The sequence below is a fragment of the Alcaligenes sp. LTN-3 genome (genome assembly GCF_059735605.1).
Genome location: NZ_JCAPDN010000003.1, coordinates 743,695 through 763,380 on the forward strand (window position 1 = coordinate 743,695; position 19,686 = coordinate 763,380).

Genomic DNA, 19,686 nt, shown 5'->3' on the forward strand with positions numbered 1-19,686 from the left:
CGTTTTATGGCCAGAATTCTGGTAGTTGATGACGAAATCGGCATTCGGGAACTTTTGTCGGAAATTCTTTACGACGAAGGGCACACCGTGCAATTGGCAGAAAATGCCGCCCAGGCTCGCGAGGCACGCTTGCGGGGCCGTCCCGATCTGGTCTTGCTGGATATCTGGATGCCGGACACTGACGGTGTCAGCCTGCTCAAGGAGTGGGCATCTCAAGGCTTGCTGGATATGCCTGTGGTCATGATGAGCGGCCACGCCACGGTGGATACCGCAGTGGAAGCAACCCGCATTGGTGCAGTGGACTTCCTGGAAAAACCCATCACCATGCAGCGCTTGCTCAAGACCGTAGCTTCGGGTCTGGAGCGTACTGTGGCTCCCAAAGCGCTGGCTGCCGCGGCCCGCCCGGTGGTTCAAGGTGGGGATCGTCGCCCAGAGGCCGCGACAATGGTTCCTGGCATGGCGCCTGCCATGGCCGTGCCTGAAGTAGAACAGGACGAGTCCCAGCTAGGCAGCATCTCCTTGGATTTGCCATTGCGCGAAGCGCGTGACGAATTCGAGCGCATTTATTTTGAATATCATCTGCGCCGCGAGAATCACAGCATGACGCGGGTATCGGAGCGTACCGGGCTGGAGCGTACCCACTTATACCGCAAGCTTAAACAGTTGGGGATAGACTCGTCGCGCAAGCGTAACCAGTCTTGATACAGTAGTTACCAAATGCATGGCCAGCAAGCTTCTGGCCAGCCTTGGCGCTGCGGGTAAAGCAGCCCAAGGGGTTAGGGATTGAGGCGGCCTCTTCAGGCCGCCTTGCCGTTTAGACAGCGGCGACGGATGCCGCAGGCAGCACCTGCAACTTGCTCACGGTATCCAGGCACGTACGGGCTGCTTCCTGGCCCTTGATCACAAAGTGACGATGGAAGTAATCGTGGTGCTCTTTGCCATCATGGAAATGGTGCGGAGTCAGCACGACTGAAAACACAGGCACGTTGGTGCTGAGCTGGACTTGCATCAAGCCTTGGATCACAGCGGTAGCCACAAAGTCGTGACGATAGATACCGCCATCAACCACCAGACCCGCTGCCACAACAGCGGCATACTGACCTGATTGGGCCAGACGTTGTGCATGCAGTGGGATTTCAAAGGCGCCGCCCACTTCAAAGAAGTCGACCAAGTTGCTGTCGTGGCCCATGGCTTTGACTTCGTCGATAAAACCCAGGCGGGCCTGATCCACAATGTCCTTGTGCCAGCAAGCTTGAATAAAGGCGATACGGGGAGCCAGAAGATTGGCTGGGGTAATGCTGTTCATGTTGGTTTCCTGTTTTATGACAACAAAAACAGGGCATGCAGGAAGCAGGATAGCTCAAGCCCATAGCAGGATGAGTCCTGTACAGGTCGTTGAGGATATCCCGTTCTCTCTTTATCCGGACTATACCGTCGGCCCCGGAATCACACCGGGTCTGCTGTCCCTGACCACAGGTCAGGCGCTCGCGGGCTAGGCTAGTGCCATTACCGCCGGTGGGGACTTGCACCCCGCCCTGAGAACATAGTTAGCCAGCTTGGCCAACCGCAAAAGTGTACCCCTAAACCTTTTCTTTGTCAGAGAAGGTCTGAAATAGATGGGGTGCTACTGGAATATGCCTGGTAGCGGAATTTATTCCTGGGGTTTGGGGCGGCGGCTGATTGTGGAGATTGGCACGCTGACCTCGCCCAAGGTGCTGCGACGGCTGCGGGCGCGCCAGGCGTGCCCGTAGGCAATTTCCAGGCTTAGATGCAAGGTGCCATCCATATGGCGCTGTTTTTCCAGCGCATTGAGCAGGCGTTGACGCCAGGGCAGCGTGCTCAGGCTGGCCTTACGTTGAGGATGTGGATTGCCGCCCAACAGACGCAAATCATCCAGCAGTTTTTCAGCGCTGCGATAGGTCAGGGTCACGACTTCTTGATCCATCACAGGGTCAGCAAAGCCGTTTTCCAGAAGCAGGTCGCCAAAGTCGTGCATGTCCACGAATTCCAGCGTTTTGGTGCCTAAATCGGCTTGTTCCATGGCGCTGCGCAGCTCGGCAAAAGAGCCGGGGCCCAGGCAGGAGAACATGACCAGCGTTTCGGGTTTTAGCAGACGGTTCCATTCGGCCAGAACCCGATGCGGTTCCGGATGCCAGTGCAACGCCATATTTGACCAGACCAGCTCCTGGCTTTCTGCGGGCAGGCCACTATGGGCCATATCGGCCTGAACCCAGTTAGCTGCCGGTGTGGGCTGATTACGCAGTTTTTGCCACAGGCTGGGTTTGGATTGGTAACGCTCCCGGGCGACCTCTAGTAGCTTGGCGCTGCGATCCAGACCGGTATAGCTCATGTCCGGGTAGCGAGAGCGCAGGGGCTCCAGTGCGTGGCTGGCGCCACAGCCAGCATCCAGAATATGAGTGGGTTGCAAGCGTACCAAGGCCAGCCGTGACAACATCCGTTGCGCGACTTCACCATAAAGAAACTGAGCGTGATCCAGAGGAGCGCGGCGATTGAATTGCTGCTCTACGTGGGCGGAGTTGATTGGTAAAGATGGTAACTGGGACATAGTTGCGCGGACGTTGCTGGCCTGGCTCAGCGGGATGTGCTGTGATCGGATCAGCCTGACTCTCAAAGGTAATGATCTATTATGGCGCATCCCCTGTTTCGGCGCGAGTCGCCCCATCGCCTTGTAGGGATTCCACTGCTGGCACGACCGTGTGTGTTGTGTGGATTACGTTCACAAAGCGGCGCGCTGTGCCGTTTTTGCCGACATGCGCTGGCAACACCAGCCCAGGATTTACGCTGTCCGCGTTGCGCCTTGGCGTTGCCACCCTTGGCCTTGTTGGCCTGTCCGGATTGCGGAGCAGGGCAATTGTCCCTGCAAGCGACGGTTGCCGGATTTGACTATGAACATCCTGGCGATATGTTGATACATGCGTTTAAAATTTCCCGTCGGCTGGAAATGGCGGCGGTATTGGCTGAGCTGATGGTGCAGCAATGGCACCGTTACGGTCCTGGGCTGGGGCCGGATTGTCGGGTAATTCCAGTGCCCTCGCAACGTCGTGCTTTGCGCCGTCGTGGTTTCAATCCTGCCGCTGTGTTGGCCAAGCGTGTGGCGCATGCTTTGGGCTTGTCAGCCCGTTTGCATATCGTCGTGGCGCAGCCACGGCTTGAACAAGCCCAGAAGTTTTTGGGACGACAGGCTCGCAGGCAGGCCATGCGAGGCGCTTTTAGGGTGCTGGAGCCGCTGCAAGGGGGGGACGTGCTGCTGGTGGATGATGTGCTCACCACCGGAGCGACCTTGGATGCGCTGGCGCGAGCTTGCCGGGTGGCTGGTGCACGGTCAGTTTATGCCTTGGTTGCTGCCCGTGCCCCCTGGAAATTGAAGCTCCCCTAGCCCTGTATACTGCGCCGCTGATGCGCGGCTTTTTCGGCATTCTTTTCTGCATTTTTTAGGTTTTTCATGTTTCATATCGTCCTGGTTTCGCCCGAGATCCCCCCCAACACGGGTAACGTCATTCGACTGGCGGCTAATACGGGTTGTGTCCTGCATTTGGTGCGGCCCTTGGGTTTTGAGCTGGAAGACAGCAAACTGCGTCGTGCCGGGCTGGATTATCACGAGTGGGCGCAGGTGAAGGTGCACGACAGTCTGGAAGAAGCCTTGCAGGCCACGGGCTCTGCGCCTGATCGTGCGTTTGCCCTGACCACACGCGGCAGCCATTTGCTGGCCGAGCAATGCTTTCAGCCAGGTGATGTGTTTGTGTTTGGCCGTGAAACTGCAGGCTTGTCTGCAGAACAACTAGAGCTGTTTCCCAACGAACAACGAATTCGTCTGCCCATGTTGACGGGGCAACGCAGCTTGAACTTGTCCAATGCCGTGGCGATTTGCGTTTTTGAGGCCTGGCGGCAAGCGGGTTATGAAGGTGGTGTTTAAACAAGCGGATGCTTGTCACGAAAAACGCTGATTTATGCGTATCGGTTTTCCGTTGAAAGTTTCAAAGCAAACGGCCCTGCAAACGATGAGTTCGCAGGGCCGTTTTTTTTTGAATCCCGTTACCAGTGTTATTCCAACGATAGATTCAGACGTTCAATCACTTCATCCCAACGGGCTTTGTCGGCAATGATTTTGTCCGTCAGCGCTTGCGGTGTGGAGGGCTCGGATGAGAAGTAAAAGGCGTTCAATTTGGCCTTGATATCCTCGCGTTGCAAGATCGTTGTAATTTCCTGGTTCAGGCGTTTGACCACATCATCCGAGGTGTTGTGGGGGACGAAGAAAGCATCCCACGAGATAGCCTCGAAGTTTTCCAAACCGGCTTGTGTCATGGTCTTCAGACCGGGTAACAGTTCGCTGGGTTGCAGGGATGTCACGGCCAGGGCTTTCACTTTGCCGGCCTCAACCTGGGGCATGGCAATGCCCGGCACCATGAAGGCAGCATCAATGTCACCACCAATAATGGCGGTCAGGATTTGTGGGAAGCCCGAGTAGGGGATTTGTTCCAGCTTGATGTCAACAGCATGTTCCAGCATGGCCATAGCCAGGTGGGCTGAGCTCCCGGGACCCACCGAACCGTAGTTCAATTCGCCGGGCTGAGATTTCGCCAGGGCGATGAATTCTTCCACTGTGTTGGCGGGTGAGTCAGCAGGAACGATCAGTACGTTCGGGCTGGTGCCAATCATGGAGATAGCCTGCAAGTCTTTCAGCGGGTCGTAACCCAGCGAGCTCTTGTACAGGGTGGGGGCGGTCACCATGGGGCCATTGATGGTTAGCAGCAGGGTGTAGCCGTCGGGCTTGGCATGTGCCACAAAACGAGTGCCGATATTGCCACCTGCACCAGGACGGTTATCCACAATGACTGTTTGGCCCAATGCTTGAGACAGGGGCTCGGAAATGGCACGGGCCAGCGCGTCAGGCGAGGAGCCGGCTGGGAAGGGCACTACCATTTGAATGGGACGCTCGGGCCAACTGGATTGGGCCTGAGCCGAGGGTGCCAGCAAACCAGTGCAGGCCAGCCCCAGAACGGAGCGGATTAGAAGATCACGAGAACGAGCAAGCAATGACATTGTTTTGATTTTGAGTAAGAGACGGTTGACCGCAGGTCTGACCGCGTGGGTAGGATGCCAGATCGGCAGGCGGACGGTATCAGTGGCCTTCTGGCTTGGCCTCGCGGGTTAACAAGGCGTGGACCGCTTCGCTTGGAGGCAACTGCTCAAACAGGATTTGACAGACCGCTGAGGTAATCGGCAGTTCAATCTTGTGCGCCCGGCCCATTTCCAGAACCGAACGAGCACAGCGCACTCCTTCAGCGGTGATGCCGGTGGCCAGGATGCTGTCCAGGCTTTGACCGGCACCTAGCGCCAGTCCCACCTGGCGGTTGCGGGACAATTCGCCCGTGGCTGTCAGGACCAGATCTCCCAGACCTGCCAGCCCGGAAAAAGTCTCTGCTTGTCCGCCTAGCGCAACACCCAGGCGCTGCATTTCAGCCAGACCTCGGGTAATCAGGGCAGCACGGGCGTTGTGGCCCAGGCCCAGTGCGTCGGCAATGCCACAGGCAATGGCCATGATGTTTTTGACAGCGCCGCCCACTTCCACGCCGATCATGTCGGTGCTGGTGTAAAGACGCGCTTGTTTGCCATGCAAGGCCTCCAGGGCAATGCCAGCCATATCAGCAGGTTCGCAAGCCAGTGTCAGGGCAACGGGCAGGCCTTTGGCCACTTCCAGGGCGAACGAGGGGCCAGAGAGGACGGCACGGCCTAACCAAGGATAGTCGGGCAGGTTTTCACGCACAATCTGGTGGGGTAACAAGCCGCTTTCCTGATGGAAACCTTTACACGTCCAGACCAGCAAGACGGGGTGGCGGCGTGTGGCAGACAGGTACTGAGCCAAATCCACACAGGTTTGCGCCAGACCACGTACAGGCACGCCCAGAATCAGCAGGGCAGGGCCGGTGTCATCAGCCAGGGCAAACTCCATGACTTGCTGCAGGCTGTCGCTAGCCTGCAGCGAGTCGGGCAGCACGACATCAGGCAGGTAGGCAGGGTTACGATGCTCCTGCCCGATAGCTTGTGCTGTTGCTGCCTTGCGCGCCCACACCATCGTGGGAGCCTGGGTGCTGGCCAGGGCGGCCAGTGCCGTTCCCCAACTGCCGGCGCCCAGGACTGCAACACGAACAGGAGTGTGCGCGCTTGACATCATCAGGCCTGCAAAGGCTGGCCGTCAGCTTGGTCGGCACCTTGTTGCTGCGCCAGGCGCTGCTCGTACAGGGACTGGAAGTTCACTTCAGTCAGGTGCAGGGCAGGCAGGGAAGTGCGGTTGATGGCGTCAGCCACGGCAGCGCGCAAGTAGGGGTACAGCATGGTGGGGCACACAATGCCCAGCAAGGGTTCGAGCTGTTCTTCAGGAATGTTGGCAGCTTCGAAGATACCGGCTTGGGTGGCTTCCACCAGGTACATGACCTTGTCGCCAATGCGAGTGGTCACCGTAGCGGTGACGGTGCTTTCGTAGACTGTGTCAGCCAGACGTTGGCCACCCACATTGATGGACACTTCCACGGAAGGGGCCTCTTGCTCCAGAAAGATCTGGGGCGCATTGGGCATTTCGATGGACAGGTCTTTGATGTAGGTGCGCTGCAGGCTGAAGCTGGGTTGTTGAGCTTCTTGTTCAGCGGCTGGGGTGTTCTGGTCGGCCATGGGTGATCCTATGGGGTAAAAAAATTGTTAGAAAAAAAATCAGGCAGCCAGCAGAGGCAGCAGGCCACCTTCGCGGTCCAAAGCGGCCAGATCATCGTAGCCACCTACATGGGTGTCGCCAATGTAGATTTGGGGAACGGTACGCCGACCGGTGCGCTCCATCATGAGAGCGCGCTGTTCGGGTTCACGATCAATCATGATTTTATTGATTTCAGTGACGCCGCGTTGCTTGAGCAGCATTTCAGCGCGCACACAATAAGGGCACACCATTGTGGAGTACATCGTGACTTTTGCCATGAGAGCCTCGTAGAAGGGGGAGCTTACGATTTTTTGACGGGCAGACTGGACTGCAGCCAGCCTTGGATGCCGCCTTGCAGTGTGTAGGCTTCGGTGATGCCGTGCTTGCGCAGGACGGCCACGCTGCGCGGGGCGCTGCGCCCGGTATCGCACACCAGAATGACGGGCTTGTCTTTGGGCAGCGTGCTGGCCTTGGCGTCAAGGTCAGCCGCAGGAATGTTGCGAGATTGTGCAATTGCCCCGGCCTTGAACTGATCGGCACTGCGCAGATCAATCAAAATGGCGTCTTTCTGGTTTACCATTTGTACCGCTTCCGAGCTTGAAACTGCGCGTCCCGCACGGCCTTTGAAAAAGCTGGGTATTAACAGCATAATGCCGGCAAGCACCGCAATTGCTAAAATTAGAAGATTGTTCTGACTTAAGATGAAGTCCACGTTAAATCCTGTTGATTACCAAGAAAAGCAAGAAAAAAGGGCAAGATCACACGATTATAGAGTGGCGCCAATTTTTCAACCTCGAGGCTGTTTTTACCATGTATAAACTTGTACTGATGCGGCACGGCGAAAGCCAGTGGAACCTGGAGAACCGGTTTACTGGCTGGACCGATGTCGATCTTACCGAAACCGGGCGTCAACAGGCAAAGCAGGCCGGTGAACTGCTTAAAGAAAACGGTTTTGAGTTCGACCTGGCTTTCGCTTCGGTCCTCAAGCGCGCTATCCGTACCTTGTGGATCGCCCTGGATTCGATGGACGCCATGCACACCCCCGTGGGTTTGAGCTGGCGCCTGAACGAACGCCATTATGGTGCTTTACAAGGCTTAAATAAAGCCGAAACCGCACAAAAGTACGGAGAGGATCAAGTCTTGGTCTGGCGTCGTGCTTACGCGATTGCTCCTGATCCAGTGGCTGAGGACGATCCACGCAACCCGCGTTTTGATGCCCGCTACGCCCGTGTACCCGCCGATCAACTGCCGCGCACCGAGTGTCTGCAAGACACCGTGGCCCGCGTCGTTCCTTTCTGGGAGGAGTCCATCGCTCCTGCTATTCGCTCCGGCCGGCGCGTTTTGGTCACGGCTCACGGCAACAGCCTGCGCGCGCTGATCAAGCATCTGGATGGCATCTCCGACGAGGATATCGTTCATCTGAACATTCCTACCGGCCAACCTCTGGTGTACGAGCTGGATGAAAACTTGCGTCCTATCCGTCATTACTACCTGGGCGACCAGGAAGCGATTGCGGCTCAGATGCAAGCCGTTGCCAATCAGGGCAAGGCGCAGTAAATAATGTGGCGCTACAGCGTCTGCCTGTTGCTGGCAGCCTGGGCCTTACCGGCCCTGGCTGCGGATCCGGACTTGGCTGCCCGTCAGGCCCAGGCTCAAAAGCAGCAGGCAGAGCTGCGCCAGAAAATTGAATCGCTGCGTAAGTCGATCGACACCCGCGAAAGCTCGCGTCGTGATGCTGCCAATGCCTTGCGCGAATCCGAGCAGGCTATTTCCGATATCGACCGCACGTTGGCTCAGATCGAGCAGCGGCAAGAGCAATTGCACCAGCAACTGGGCACACTGGGCAAACAAATCAGCGAACAGCAAGTGATCAAAGAGCAACGTCAGCAGGAGCTGGCCGAGCAATTGCGCGCGCAATATGCCAACGGCGTCTCGCCCTGGTCCGCCCTGCTGTCGGGCGATGATCCCAACGCCATTAACCGCGAACTGCATTATCTGGGTTATGTCTCGCGTCAGCAGACTGAACAGGTTCATAAGGTACGCCGCACCGTAGAGCGCCTGGACCGCTTGCAGACCCAGGTTGCGGCGCGTGAAAAAGAGCAGGAAAAGCTGGCCACAGAAGCCGCTGCCCAAAAGGTGGCCCTAGAAGAGCAGAAAGAAAAACGGGCCAAGGTGGTGGCTGATATCAGCGCTGAACTGGAACGGCAGCGTGGTCAGGCTGCGAATCTGCAAAGTAATGACAAACGGCTGGGGGATTTGATCTCCGGTCTGGAAACTGAAATTGCGCGACAGGCTGAGTTGGCCCGTCGCGCTGAAGAACAACGCCGACGTGAAGCCGCGCGCCGTGCAGAACAAGCGCGTAAAGCCGAGCTGGCACGTCAGCAAGAGTTGCAGCGCAAAGCCCAGCAAGAGCAGGCTGACCGTGAACAGGCGCGCCTGGAACGCGAGCGGGAGTTGTTGGAGCGGGCTCGGGCCACGCAACCGCCTCTGCCTGCGGCCTTGCCACGCAGCAAACCGGAACCTGCCGAGCCACAACAGCCAGAACCCGTCATTCCGCGGCCACCGCTGACCTATACGCCGCCAACTGCGAACGAGCGTTTATGGTCAGATAGTCTGGATGCTTCGTCCGAGCCTAGTGAACCGATCAGCAAACCGGTCGCCCCAAAAGTGCGTGAAGTTCAGGTCGTTGAAGAGCCTGCCGAGCAGGTTTCTGCCCCAGCTTTGGAACCAGAAGGTGGCTTCCAGGGTCTGAAACGTGGTTTGCCTTATCCGGTACGTGGTGAAATGCAAGGCAAGTTCGGGGCAGAGCGCCCCGATGGTGGCGTTTGGCGCGGCGTTGTGTTGCGCGCACAGGCAGGCACCACCGTTCGTGCGGTGGCCCCGGGCCGTGTGGTCTTTGCCAACTGGATGACCGGCTTTGGTAATTTGCTGATTATCGATCATGGTCGTGATTACTTAAGCGTCTATGCCTATAACCAGAGCACGCTTAAGCAAGTAGGCGATATTGTGGGACGTGGAGAGCCTGTTGCGCGGGTGGGAGCCACTGGCGGGCAGGTTGAACCCGGCCTGTACTTTGAGTTGCGCCATCAAGGCAAGCCCATTAATCCGCAGGTTTGGCTGGGTTCCTGAGCCGCTTTTGTTTCTGGCGTTTACTTTTGCTCGCATTTGTTGCGCCGGGTAGCGACTCCAGCCCAGTTCACGCTGGTCGCCACTTTACGCTACTCTTATAATGCATGGTCGGGTCAGCTCCGGGAGGTGGCCCCGTCTTGAATCTGAAAATAATGGGAATGTGCATGAGCACTCGAAGGATTGGCAGCATTGGTCTAGTGGCAGCAGGTGCTGTGGGCGGTATTTTGATCAGCCTGGGCATTACTGCGGTCGCTCAACGCGGCGAGCCATTGCCTTTGCGCGAACTGCAGCAGTTCGCCAATGTGTTCGCTGCCATCAAGAACACGTATGTGGAGCCTTTGACGGATCAGACCTTGGTCAATAACGCAATCAAAGGTTTGTTTACCGATCTGGATCCCCACTCGGCCTATCTGGATGCCGATGCTTTCAAGGAAATGGAAGCCATGACTCAAGGTGGCTTTGGCGGCCTGGGCATTGAGATTGGCAGCGAGGACGGGATGCCCAAAGTCATCTCGCCTATTGAGGATACGCCTGCCGCGCGCGCCGGTATTCTGGCGGGCGACATCATTACGCACATCAATGGCAAACCCACCAAGGATTTGAGCCTGAACGATGCCGTCAAACAGATGCGTGGTGAGCCGAAAACATCGATCAAGCTGACGATACGCCGTGCTGGCCGCGACAAGCCATTGGAATTCAACCTGGTGCGCGATGTCATCAAGGTGCGCAGCGTGCGCTCCAAGATGTTGGCTGATGACGTAGCCTACGTGCGCATTGCCCAGTTCCAGGAACGCACGGCTGCGGATCTGATCAAGCAATTGTCCGAAGTCCACAAAGGCCCGGGCGCACCGAAAGGCTTGGTAATTGATCTGCGTAACGACCCCGGTGGTTTGCTGGAAAGCGCCATTGGCGTGTCTTCCGCCTTCCTGGACTCGGGAGACCTGGTGGTGTCGACCAAGGGTCGCATTCCTTCGTCCAATCGCGAGTATTACGTTAAATCCATGCAATCTGTACTGGGCGAGCTGGATACGGACGCCGATGTTCTGAAGAAGCTGGATTGGCTCAAGAACGTGCCGATTGTAGTTCTGGTGAACGTAGGTTCGGCCTCGGCATCGGAAATTGTGGCCGGGGCGTTGCAAGACCACAAACGCGCCACCATTATTGGTAACCGCACCTTTGGCAAGGGCTCGGTGCAAAGTGTTGTTCCTCTGTCCGAGGAGTCGGGCCTGAAACTGACGACTGCCCTGTACTACACGCCTAACGGCACGTCCATTCAGGTAACGGGCGTACAGCCAGATGTGGTGGTGGACGATACCGCTCAGGGTAATTTGTTCCGTCTGCCGCGTGAAGTGGACTTGAAGCGCCACCTGCTCAACAGCAAGGTGGACGAAAGCGCCGAAGCAGATCAGCCTGATCTGGGCATGAGCCCAGAGTTCAAAATGTTTGAATTTGGCGGTGACGACGACTTCCAGTTGCAACAGGCACTGAATCATTTGGCTGGCCGTCCTGTGATCAAAAATGATCCCGCCAAAGTGGCTGCCGCCAAGGAAGCGGCTGCCAAGCGTGAAAAGGAAGTAGAGTCCGAGTCGCCAGAAAAAAAAAGTCCCCTGAATCAGCAACCCAGCGTTGAGCGGTTCCGAATTACCCCCAAGGGGCTCGAACCGGTAAACCCGTAAACACAGGTTCTTGACGTGGAAGATCAGCAATTACTGCGCTATGCGCGGCATATTCTGCTCGATGAATTCGGGGTAGAAGCGCAGGAGCGGATTCTGGCTTCCCGCATCCTGGTTGTTGGAGCCGGGGGGCTGGGTTCCCCCGTGGTGGCTTATTTGGCTGCTTCGGGTGTGGGCTCCATCATTCTGGTGGACGATGACCAGGTGGAACTGAGCAATCTGCAGCGTCAGATTGCTCACACCACGGATCGCCTGGGCTGGGACAAGGTTGAGTCCGCCAAGCTGCATATCGAGCAGCTCAATCCCGAAGTGAAGGTGACACCCGTTGTTCAACGTCTGGACGAAGCGGGCTTGATGCATTGGGTTCAGCAAGTGGACCTGGTGCTGGATTGCTGCGACAACTTCGCCACTCGCCATGCCATCAACCGTGCCTGCGTGGCACTGCGTAAACCTTTGGTGTCCGGTGCGGCGATTCGTTTTTCGGGCCAAGTCAGTACCTATGACTTGCGTCAGCCCGAGGCTCCTTGCTACCACTGTCTGTTTCCCGAAGCCGATGATGTCGAAGAACTGCGCTGCGCCACCACAGGCGTTCTGTCGCCTTTGTTGGGCATGGTGGGTAGCGCACAGGCGGTGGAAGCCTTGAAGTTGTTAGGTGGCTTCGGAGAGCCCTTGGTGGGGCGTTTGTTAAGTGTGGATGCTTTCAATATGAATTGGCATACCGTACGTTTCCGCAAAGACCCGGCATGCCCGGTATGCGCTTCAGCGGCCATTGAGCACACTGATCACGCCTGATTTTTCCCTGGCCGCCGATTATGTCGTTGCTCATGAGCAGCAAAGTAGCCGCTCTTGGGTTTGCGTCCATCGCTGAATTAAAAAAGATTGCTATTGGGCAGGGGGGCGGCACGCATAAGGGTGCTCTTAGATGTGAGGCCAGTTCTTGACCAGTTGCGCGATGCGGTTGATGCGATGGTCTACATATGGGCTGCGTCCATGATACAGAGCGCTGAACGGGGTGCCCGCGTTATAGATATGGATGGTTTGCATCCCTAGCTGGCGGGCACTTTTCAGATTGCGTAGCGTATCTTCGACCAACACGATGTCACGGGCCTGGGATTTCAGCACGGCCAGCGCCTGTTTCATCAGCGCCTGGGAGGGCTTGGGTCGATAGCGGCCTTGTAGCTGCATATGCTCAATAGCCCACAACCCATCAAAAACGGGCAGTAGATTCAAGGCTTTCAAGACACGCTGTGCGTACTCCAGCGGTGCGTTGGTCAGCAGCAGCTTATAGCCCGGTAGACGACGCAATTGATGGGCCAGACCGGGTTCAGCACTGATCAGAGACGGTACATCAAAGTCGTGAGCGTGTTTCAGGAAAGTGGCCGGATCTGCTCCATGATGACGTTGCAGACCAATCATGGTGGCGCCGTACCGCTTCCAGTATTCCAGACGCAAGCGGTCGGCCTCGTCCATATTCACACCCAGCGTTTGCGCCACGCCGATGCGCATGCGCCCATCAATCGCCTGGAAAATGCCTTTGGAGGCATTGTGCAGGGTGTTATCCAGATCAAACAGCCAGATGGTTTCATCTGGCTGGCAGGCTGACAAAGGCCGTGCCCAGGAATGGGCACGGATAGGAGCGCGCACGGATTAGTGCGAGCTGATCATGGTGCCAACACCACGGTCAGTCAGGATTTCCAGCAACAGGCAGTGGGGGACACGGCCGTCGATGACATGTACGGAGTTGACGCCATTGCGCGCCGCATCCAGGGCCGAAGAGATTTTGGGCAGCATGCCGCCGGAGATCGTGCCATCAGCAAACAGTTCATCAATGGTCTGGGCCGACAGACGGCGCAACAGTTGACCAGCCTTGTCCAACACACCGGGGGTGTTGGTCAGCATGACCAGTTTTTCAGCGCTAAGCACTTCAGCCATCTTGCCGGCCACCACGTCGGCATTGATGTTGTAGGCTTGGCCGTCCTCGCCGTAACCAATGGATGAGATCACAGGGATGAACTGATCGTCCTGCAATGCTTTGACTACTTCAGGCTGGATGCTTTCAATATCGCCCACAAAGCCAATGTCCAGCAGCTCGCCAGGATGCTCGGCATCAGGCAGCATTTTCTTGGTGACGCGAATCATACCGCCGTCTTTACCGGTCAGACCTACGGCCTTGCCACCGGCTTCATTGATCATCATCACGATGTCTTGCTGTACTTGCCCGCCTAGCACCCACTCCACCACTTCCATGGTTTCTGCATCGGTGACGCGCATGCCTTGAATGAAGGTACCTTCTTTGCCCACCCGCTTGAGAGCGTCATTGATCTGGGGACCGCCACCGTGCACCACAACGGGGTTCAGGCCAACCAGCTTGAGCAAGACGACGTCATGGGCAAAGCTGCGCTGCAACGCTTCTTCTGTCATGGCATTGCCACCGTATTTGATGACAACGGTCTTGCCGTGGAAACGACGAATATAAGGCAGGGCCTCGGACAAAACTTCTGCTTTGACGGTCGAGGAGTAATTCTGCGAATCTGTGGTGCTCATTGATGCGCTCACTTGAAGAAAACCCGGGTCCACTGCTGGTACCCGGGGTTATGTGGCTGGGGGCAGAAACAGGTTTTTAGCTGCTGGCCAGGGCTTTTTCGACGGTGGCAATGAATTCCTGCTTGTCGTAGTTACCCAGGTAGCGCTTGATGATGTGGCCCTGTTTGTCGAGTAAAAAGGCAGTAGGAGTCAGACGGACATCCCCAAAAGCCTTGGCGATTTCGCCCTTGTCGTCATGGACAACCGTGAACGGCAGTTGGCGGGATTGGGTGAAGTTGCGCACGTAATTAATGGGGTCGTGCTTCATGGCCACAGCCACAATATCAAAGCCTTTACTGGACAAGGCATTGAAGTTCTCGATGTTGTCGGGCATTTGCGCCACACAGGTGGTGCAGTCCGTGGCCCAGAATTTCACCAGGACGACTTTGCCCTGCAAGTCTTTGGTTTCAAAGTGCTTGCCATTCAGGTCGGTAAAGGCGACATCGGGAGCGCTGGCCTTGGAGCTGCCACCGGACATGGTCCAGACGCCCAGACCCACGGCGATGGCCACAACAAAGGCAATGATGACTACTTTTTTCATTGGACGGGCATAACTTCTACAGAAGAGGCGGGTGCAGGGGCCGTTTCAGAGGTCTCTGTGCCAGAGCTAGTGCTTGGCTGTGTATTGGTGCTCAAGGGCTGCGCTAGGCTTTCAGCGCTGATGTAATCGAAGAGCTTGGCGACTTTGTTCACGCCAGGCACGCTGGAGGCTGCAATCGCAGCACGCTCACCTTCTTCGCGTGTGACACGGCCCAGCAGGTAGACCACGCCGCGCTCGGTGGTGGTGGAAATCGTGCGACTGGGTACGTCTTTGGCGTTTAGCAAAGCCGTGCTGACGCGGGTGGTGATCCACGAGTCGTTCGAGCGTACGCTCAGCGGGGTTGGTTCGCCGACACGCAGTTCGTTGACCACGCGTGTCACTTTATCGACTTTGGACACCAGACGGGCGGCTTCTTCCTTGTCCGCCTGGGTGGGGACATCACCGGTCAGCAGGGCCACTCCGGCGTAAGACGTTGTGTTGATGCGGCCTTCCTTGTTTTCCAGCAGGCGGCGTGTTTCTGCGCCCGCTTTCATGACAATAGCTTTGTCTTCGACTTGTTCGCCCGTGGTACGGCGGTCGGTAGCGACAACGGCGGTTGTGGCAGCGGCGCCGCCCACTACCAGCAGACCGCAACCGGTCAGGGTGGTGCTGGCCAGTAAGGCGGCCAGAATTAAACGGTGTTTCATAGTGGATCTCCGAGCAGCAGCGCATCAATGCCATCGCACATGGCGTGCAACAGAACAATATGTACTTCCTGAATGCGCATGGTTCGATCGTGCGGTACGCACAGATGGATGTCGGTATCCGAGAGCAACTCAGCGATTTGTCCGCCGCCTTTACCGGTCAAGGCAATAATGACCATATCGCGTTCGCGAGCTGCCTCAATGGCACGGATGACGTTTGGCGAATTGCCGCTGGTTGAGATGGCGACCAGAATATCGCCAGTCTGGCCCAAGGCGCTGACCTGGCGTTCAAAGATACTGTCAAAGCCATAGTCATTACCCACTGCCGTCATGATAGAGGTGTCGGTATTCAAGGCAATGCCAGCCAAGGGCAAACGGTCGCGCTCAAAGCGGCCCACCAGCTCTGCAATAAAGTGCTGGGCATCGGCTGCTGATCCGCCGTTTCCGCAAGCCAGAATCTTGCCGTCGTTGGCCAAGGTGGCAAACAACAGCTCTACAGCGGCGGCCAAAGGTTCGGCCAGTTCGCGTGTGCTGGCTTTGAGAGTATCGACGGAATCGTCGAAATGCGAAGTCATTAAGGCGATAAGGTCCATAGCGCGCATTATCGCACGGAGAATTTCCCTGTGGGGCAGGCAGATCGTGTCATGTTGAAAAAAACGCCACGGTATTGAAACCAGATGCTGTAAGCAGGCCGAATCAGGAGGCTGTAGTTGGTGTTTTTCTGTATGAGACTGTGTGCCTGCCGGAGAGTTTCACCAAGGCCAGGCCGCTGTCCCGTGACTTAGCTTTGCTCAAAGGCATTGTGGATCCAGGTCAGGGTGTCGTCTTCAATGGCAATGACGTCAAAACGGCAAGCGGGCAGCTTGCCCTGGAAATAGCGCTGGCATAGCGTTGGCAGCCATTGTTGTGCTGTCAGGATCAAGCGCCGTTGCTTGTCCCGGTTTACACTGGCAAGCGCCCCTCCGTAGCCCTTGTGATTGCGTTGGCGCACTTCCAGAAAGACAAGATGATTCTGGTGCCACAGAACCAGGTCAATTTCCCCAAAGCGAGTACCCAGTTGACGAGCCAGAACGCGGGCGCCGTGGGCGGTGACATGATCGCAGGCTCGTTGTTCGGCCTGATCGCCGCTTTCCTGGCTGGACGAACGCAGTGGTTTTTCCTTTCTGGCGGCAGGACGACTACGCCGCCTGCGCCGCAATTGCCGGTTTTGAGCCTGGCGAGCGTATTCAAAGGGATTCATAGGAACACATGAAGATGAACAAGCAGGATCGAGCATGAGTGATACCGAAAACCGAACAGGGAATGCCGGCGTCTGGCAAAGCATGATGGACAAGGTGCAAGGCCAGGTCTGGCCGCAGTCTTGCCTGTACGTAGTGGCCACGCCCATTGGCAATATGGGAGACCTTAGCCTGCGCGGCTGGCAGGCGCTGGAACTGTGCGACATTATTGCGGCAGAGGATACGCGGGCTACGCGTCCTTTTTTGCAGGCCTGGGGCATACAAACGCCCTTGATGGCTGCACATCGTCATAACGAGGCGCAGGCGGCTCAAGCCATTATCGAGCGTCTGGAGCAAGGGCAACGAGTGGCTTTGGTGTCGGATGCAGGCGCGCCCGCTGTCAGCGATCCTGGTGCCCGCGTAGTGCGCTCGGTGCGTGAGGCAGGTTTTCAGGTAGTACCGCTGCCCGGAGCATCGGCTGTTATTACCGCCTTGATGGGCAGTGGCGCGACCAGCGATGAGAACCCCGCTTTTGCCTTCGCCGGTTTCATGCCGCCTAAAACGGTGGCGCGTCGCAAGTGGCTACAGCATTGGTCCAGCCTGGGTATGCCGGTATTGATGTTTGAGTCCCCTCACCGTTTGCGAGCCAGTTTGCGTGATATGCAAGAGGTGTGTGGGCCGGAGCGTGAGCTGACGTTTGCACGTGAACTGAGCAAGCGTTTCGAGCAGATTCATACCGTGCCTTTGGGGCAGGCCTTGGCCTGGCTAGATGAAGACAGCCATCGAGAGCAGGGCGAGTTTGTTCTTATTTTGCACGATGCGGTGCGAGAAGTGGACGAGGATGCGCCTGCGCTGGATGCCACTACAGAGCGTTGGATGAAGGCGTTGCTGGAACAGGTCTCGCTGCGTGACGCTGCTCGGATCGCCAGCCAGGCGACCGGAATTGCTCGTGATGTTCTGTATGCCTGGGGTTTGGCCAATTCGCCCAAGGACTAGGATGATCGGGTTTCAGGCCTTCATGCAGCTCCGATAGATCACGATGAACAACGGACAGCTTGAGCTGGCTATCGTATTTCGCCATGAAAAACACCCCAAAGCGTGGATCAATGTCCAACTTTGGGGCTGCCGTTCATGAAGGGGATGTTGTGGTGGGCTGGGTGTGGCTTAGCGGACGGCGACCGAGGGGCTCAAGCCGGTTTTTTGTTGGATGCGGTAAGCGGCATTGATAGCCTCGGTCCGGTTTTGATACGGACCAATTTGCACGCGGTACAAATCGTTGTGCATCTGAACTTGGGCGTCTCGGTACTCCACTGGCGAAATCTGGCGGTTCAGTTGCTGCGCCAATGCGGCGGCGTTTTCGCGTGCGGAGAAAGCACCGAATTGCAGATAGACCCGGTTCTGACCAGACGGGGCCAGGGGTTTGCTGGCAGTTGTGGGTGAAGACTGCACGATCAGTTGCTGATCGTTCGCATCGCTGCTCCAGCTGGGTGTATCGTCCAGCTCAACAGTCAATTCTTCCGGGGGCAGAGCAGCCAGGGCGTCAGGGGTGGGCTCCAGTGTTTCGGTGATGGTCAGACTGGATTTGGGCGCTGCGGGAGCCGGCGCCGTGCGGGCAGCGGGGGCTTCAACGACATTGACCTGTTCACGACTAAAACTGCCACTACGAATTTCTTCCTGAGTGATGGATTCCACCATCACGGTGCCACTGCCGGGCGCAATTAGATCCAGCTTGGCGGCGGCAACATAGGATAAGTCGATGATACGGGAGCTGTGGAAGGGCCCGCGGTCGTTAATGCGCACAATCACCGATTTGCCGGTTTTAGGGCGGGTGACACGGGCGTAGCTGGGAATAGGCAAGGTGGGATGTGCCGCTGTCATGGCGTACATATCGTAGGTTTCGCCATTGGCGGTTTTCTTGCCGTGGAACTTGCGCCCGTACCAAGAAGCTGTGCCGGTCTGGGTAAAGGCTTTGTGTGATTTGTGTGGAACAAAGCTTTTGCCGAGCACGGTGTAGGGACGGGTATTGCTGCGGGCGATAGGTTCTATTCGGGGAACGGCGTCGGGGGTGGCCTGCAGATTGACGGGTATTCGATCGTGGGGGCCGTCATCTTTGTAATACCCCCCTCCGCGCGGTGCTGAAACCGTAGCCCCTGGTTTGGTTTTGGCGCGCTTTGGGCTGGAGGCGCATCCAGCCAATAGGGCCAAGATGCCCAAGGCTGCACCTAATTTCAGTAAGGTCGGATGGCTCATGGCACGGGATTGATGGGAGGTTGATTGCGATGGCGTACCAGCAAAGGGGCGTAATCAGCAAAGCGCAGCGCCAGTTGTTCAGTAACGTACACGGAGCGATGTTGCCCGCCCGTGCAGCCTATGGCGACCGTCAGGTAATTGCGGGTGTCCTGCATATACAAAGGCAACCAGCGGCGTACAAAGCCCGCAATATCATCCACCATGGTTTCTACAGAGCCGAACTGGGCCAGCCATTTTGCAACTGGCTCATCGCGGCCCGTCATGGGGCGCAGTTCCGGGTCGTAGTGGGGGTTTGGCAGGCAGCGCACGTCGAAAACCAGGTCTGCATCGCCCGGTACGCCACGCTTGTAGGCAAAGGATTCGAAAGTCAACACGACACTGGCGCGATCAGCCTGTACCAGATCGCGTATCCAGGCACGCAACTGACCCGGGGTCAGGTCGGAGGTGTCGATGATGTGGCCCAGTTCACGCAAAGGGGCGGTCATTTCACGTTCGGCTTCAATGCACTCCTGCAAGGAAGGCGAGCGGCCATCCTGACGTAAACGGTCTGTCAGTGGGTGGCGGCGGCGCGACTCCGAGTACCGCTGCATCAGGGTGTGATCGTTGGCGTTCAAAAACAGCACGCGCAGGGCGTAGCCTTCTTCGTTCAGTTTGCTGATAACGCCGGGAAGGATGTCCAGATCACCAGCGCCGCGCACGTCAATGGCAACGGCAAGTCGCTCGAGCCCTTGCTCAGCAGAGCGTTCGACAAATTCGGCCAGAAATCGGGGTGGCAAGTTGTCGATGCACAGATAGCCGGTATCTTCCAGCAGGCGCAAGGCAACTGATTTTCCGGAACCGGATATGCCGGTAATCAATACAACTTTCAGCATCGTGGCAAAGGACTCCGAGTCGTTGTCCGAGG

General features: G+C 57.1%; 23 protein-coding genes and 1 riboswitch. Of the genes, 8 read left to right on the top strand and 15 right to left on the bottom strand.

Going from position 1 to position 19,686, the window contains the following annotated elements; genetic code table 11:
• Positions 1–6: 6 nt before the first annotated feature.
• Positions 7–702, top strand: coding sequence for a response regulator (locus AC6I6N_RS16295; protein WP_094197878.1), 696 nt, complete (start codon positions 7–9; stop codon positions 700–702).
• A gap of 112 nt (positions 703–814) precedes the next feature.
• Here AC6I6N_RS16295 and AC6I6N_RS16300 read toward each other — a convergent pair whose 3' ends face one another.
• Both AC6I6N_RS16300 and AC6I6N_RS16305 read right to left on the bottom strand, forming a co-directional pair.
• On the bottom strand, positions 815–1,306 hold the full coding sequence (locus tag AC6I6N_RS16300) for a 6,7-dimethyl-8-ribityllumazine synthase (protein WP_497943661.1): 492 nt from the start codon (positions 1,304–1,306) through the stop codon (positions 815–817).
• 98 nt (positions 1,307–1,404) lie between these two features.
• A riboswitch (FMN riboswitch) is annotated at positions 1,405–1,547 on the bottom strand.
• A gap of 104 nt (positions 1,548–1,651) precedes the next feature.
• The gene (locus tag AC6I6N_RS16305) at positions 1,652–2,566 is read right to left on the bottom strand and encodes a methyltransferase domain-containing protein (RefSeq protein WP_094197876.1); all 915 of its coding nucleotides are present in this window, start codon (positions 2,564–2,566) and stop codon (positions 1,652–1,654) included.
• Between the two features lie 81 nt (positions 2,567–2,647).
• On the opposite strand from AC6I6N_RS16305, the gene AC6I6N_RS16310 reads away from it, so the two are divergent.
• Both AC6I6N_RS16310 and AC6I6N_RS16315 read left to right on the top strand, forming a co-directional pair.
• Complete coding sequence (locus AC6I6N_RS16310; RefSeq protein ID WP_094197875.1) at positions 2,648–3,397, top strand: ComF family protein; 750 nt, start codon at positions 2,648–2,650, stop codon at positions 3,395–3,397.
• A 66-nt stretch (positions 3,398–3,463) separates the two neighbouring features.
• Entirely contained in the window at positions 3,464–3,934 is a 471-nt protein-coding gene (locus AC6I6N_RS16315) for a tRNA (cytidine(34)-2'-O)-methyltransferase (RefSeq protein ID WP_108728478.1), read from the top strand.
• Positions 3,935–4,062: 128 nt separating this feature from the next.
• On the opposite strand, the gene AC6I6N_RS16320 is transcribed toward AC6I6N_RS16315, so the two are convergent.
• The 5 genes from AC6I6N_RS16320 to AC6I6N_RS16340 all read right to left on the bottom strand — a co-directional run bounded on the left by AC6I6N_RS16320 (position 4,063) and on the right by AC6I6N_RS16340 (position 7,355).
• A complete protein-coding gene (locus AC6I6N_RS16320) occupies positions 4,063–5,061 on the bottom strand; it encodes a Bug family tripartite tricarboxylate transporter substrate binding protein (RefSeq protein WP_094197873.1) in 999 nt (332 codons plus the stop codon).
• Between the two features lie 79 nt (positions 5,062–5,140).
• Positions 5,141–6,193: an NAD(P)H-dependent glycerol-3-phosphate dehydrogenase gene (locus AC6I6N_RS16325; RefSeq protein WP_497943662.1), complete on the bottom strand. Its 1,053-nt coding sequence runs from the start codon at positions 6,191–6,193 to the stop codon at positions 5,141–5,143.
• On the bottom strand, positions 6,193–6,687 hold the full coding sequence (secB, locus tag AC6I6N_RS16330) for a protein-export chaperone SecB (RefSeq protein ID WP_026483747.1): 495 nt from the start codon (positions 6,685–6,687) through the stop codon (positions 6,193–6,195). The genes AC6I6N_RS16325 and secB overlap by 1 nt, the downstream gene beginning before the upstream one ends.
• A 39-nt stretch (positions 6,688–6,726) precedes the next feature.
• Positions 6,727–6,984 carry a glutaredoxin 3 gene (gene grxC, locus AC6I6N_RS16335; RefSeq protein ID WP_009458616.1) on the bottom strand — a complete coding sequence of 86 codons (258 nt, stop codon included), beginning with the start codon at positions 6,982–6,984 and terminating at the stop codon, positions 6,727–6,729.
• Between the two features lie 23 nt (positions 6,985–7,007).
• Positions 7,008–7,355 (bottom strand): rhodanese-like domain-containing protein, encoded by a 348-nt coding sequence (locus AC6I6N_RS16340; RefSeq protein WP_257504856.1) that lies wholly within the window; start codon positions 7,353–7,355, stop codon positions 7,008–7,010.
• A 161-nt stretch (positions 7,356–7,516) separates the two neighbouring features.
• On the opposite strand from AC6I6N_RS16340, the gene gpmA reads away from it, so the two are divergent.
• The 4 genes from gpmA to AC6I6N_RS16360 all read left to right on the top strand — a co-directional run bounded on the left by gpmA (position 7,517) and on the right by AC6I6N_RS16360 (position 12,300).
• Positions 7,517–8,263, top strand: coding sequence for a 2,3-diphosphoglycerate-dependent phosphoglycerate mutase (gene gpmA / locus AC6I6N_RS16345; RefSeq protein ID WP_094198442.1), 747 nt, complete (start codon positions 7,517–7,519; stop codon positions 8,261–8,263).
• Positions 8,264–8,266: 3 nt separating this feature from the next.
• Positions 8,267–9,835, top strand: a complete 1,569-nt coding sequence (locus tag AC6I6N_RS16350) for a murein hydrolase activator EnvC family protein (protein WP_108728482.1) — start codon at positions 8,267–8,269, stop codon at positions 9,833–9,835.
• Between the two features lie 164 nt (positions 9,836–9,999).
• A complete protein-coding gene (locus tag AC6I6N_RS16355; protein ID WP_264672082.1) occupies positions 10,000–11,511 on the top strand; it encodes a S41 family peptidase in 1,512 nt (503 codons plus the stop codon).
• Positions 11,512–11,526: 15 nt separating this feature from the next.
• Positions 11,527–12,300, top strand: coding sequence for a HesA/MoeB/ThiF family protein (locus AC6I6N_RS16360; RefSeq protein WP_094197870.1), 774 nt, complete (start codon positions 11,527–11,529; stop codon positions 12,298–12,300).
• Between the two features lie 126 nt (positions 12,301–12,426).
• Here the strand turns inward: AC6I6N_RS16360 and AC6I6N_RS16365 are convergent, their stop codons facing one another.
• From AC6I6N_RS16365 to AC6I6N_RS16390, 6 genes are all read right to left on the bottom strand, one after another.
• On the bottom strand, positions 12,427–13,152 hold the full coding sequence (locus tag AC6I6N_RS16365) for a pyrimidine 5'-nucleotidase (protein ID WP_094197869.1): 726 nt from the start codon (positions 13,150–13,152) through the stop codon (positions 12,427–12,429).
• Positions 13,153–13,155: 3 nt separating this feature from the next.
• On the bottom strand, positions 13,156–14,052 hold the full coding sequence (argB, locus tag AC6I6N_RS16370; RefSeq protein ID WP_009458643.1) for an acetylglutamate kinase: 897 nt from the start codon (positions 14,050–14,052) through the stop codon (positions 13,156–13,158).
• 76 nt (positions 14,053–14,128) lie between these two features.
• Positions 14,129–14,632: a peroxiredoxin family protein gene (locus AC6I6N_RS16375; RefSeq protein WP_125277969.1), complete on the bottom strand. Its 504-nt coding sequence runs from the start codon at positions 14,630–14,632 to the stop codon at positions 14,129–14,131.
• Positions 14,629–15,318, bottom strand: a complete 690-nt coding sequence (locus AC6I6N_RS16380; protein ID WP_123050355.1) for a BON domain-containing protein — start codon at positions 15,316–15,318, stop codon at positions 14,629–14,631. The genes AC6I6N_RS16375 and AC6I6N_RS16380 overlap by 4 nt, the downstream gene beginning before the upstream one ends.
• Positions 15,315–15,908, bottom strand: coding sequence for a phosphoheptose isomerase (locus AC6I6N_RS16385; protein WP_162496917.1), 594 nt, complete (start codon positions 15,906–15,908; stop codon positions 15,315–15,317). Before AC6I6N_RS16385 ends, AC6I6N_RS16380 begins: the two co-directional genes overlap by 4 nt.
• Positions 15,909–16,096: 188 nt before the next feature.
• Positions 16,097–16,555 carry a YraN family protein gene (locus AC6I6N_RS16390; protein WP_094197865.1) on the bottom strand — a complete coding sequence of 153 codons (459 nt, stop codon included), beginning with the start codon at positions 16,553–16,555 and terminating at the stop codon, positions 16,097–16,099.
• A 34-nt stretch (positions 16,556–16,589) separates the two neighbouring features.
• On the opposite strand from AC6I6N_RS16390, the gene rsmI reads away from it, so the two are divergent.
• A complete protein-coding gene (gene rsmI / locus AC6I6N_RS16395; RefSeq protein WP_094197864.1) occupies positions 16,590–17,528 on the top strand; it encodes a 16S rRNA (cytidine(1402)-2'-O)-methyltransferase in 939 nt (312 codons plus the stop codon).
• Positions 17,529–17,696: 168 nt separating this feature from the next.
• On the opposite strand, the gene AC6I6N_RS16400 is transcribed toward rsmI, so the two are convergent.
• Both AC6I6N_RS16400 and rapZ read right to left on the bottom strand, forming a co-directional pair.
• Entirely contained in the window at positions 17,697–18,782 is a 1,086-nt protein-coding gene (locus AC6I6N_RS16400; RefSeq protein WP_406611560.1) for a septal ring lytic transglycosylase RlpA family protein, read from the bottom strand.
• A complete protein-coding gene (gene rapZ, locus AC6I6N_RS16405) occupies positions 18,779–19,654 on the bottom strand; it encodes an RNase adapter RapZ (RefSeq protein WP_094197862.1) in 876 nt (291 codons plus the stop codon). The genes AC6I6N_RS16400 and rapZ overlap by 4 nt, the downstream gene beginning before the upstream one ends.
• Between the last annotated feature and the right edge of the window lie 32 nt (positions 19,655–19,686).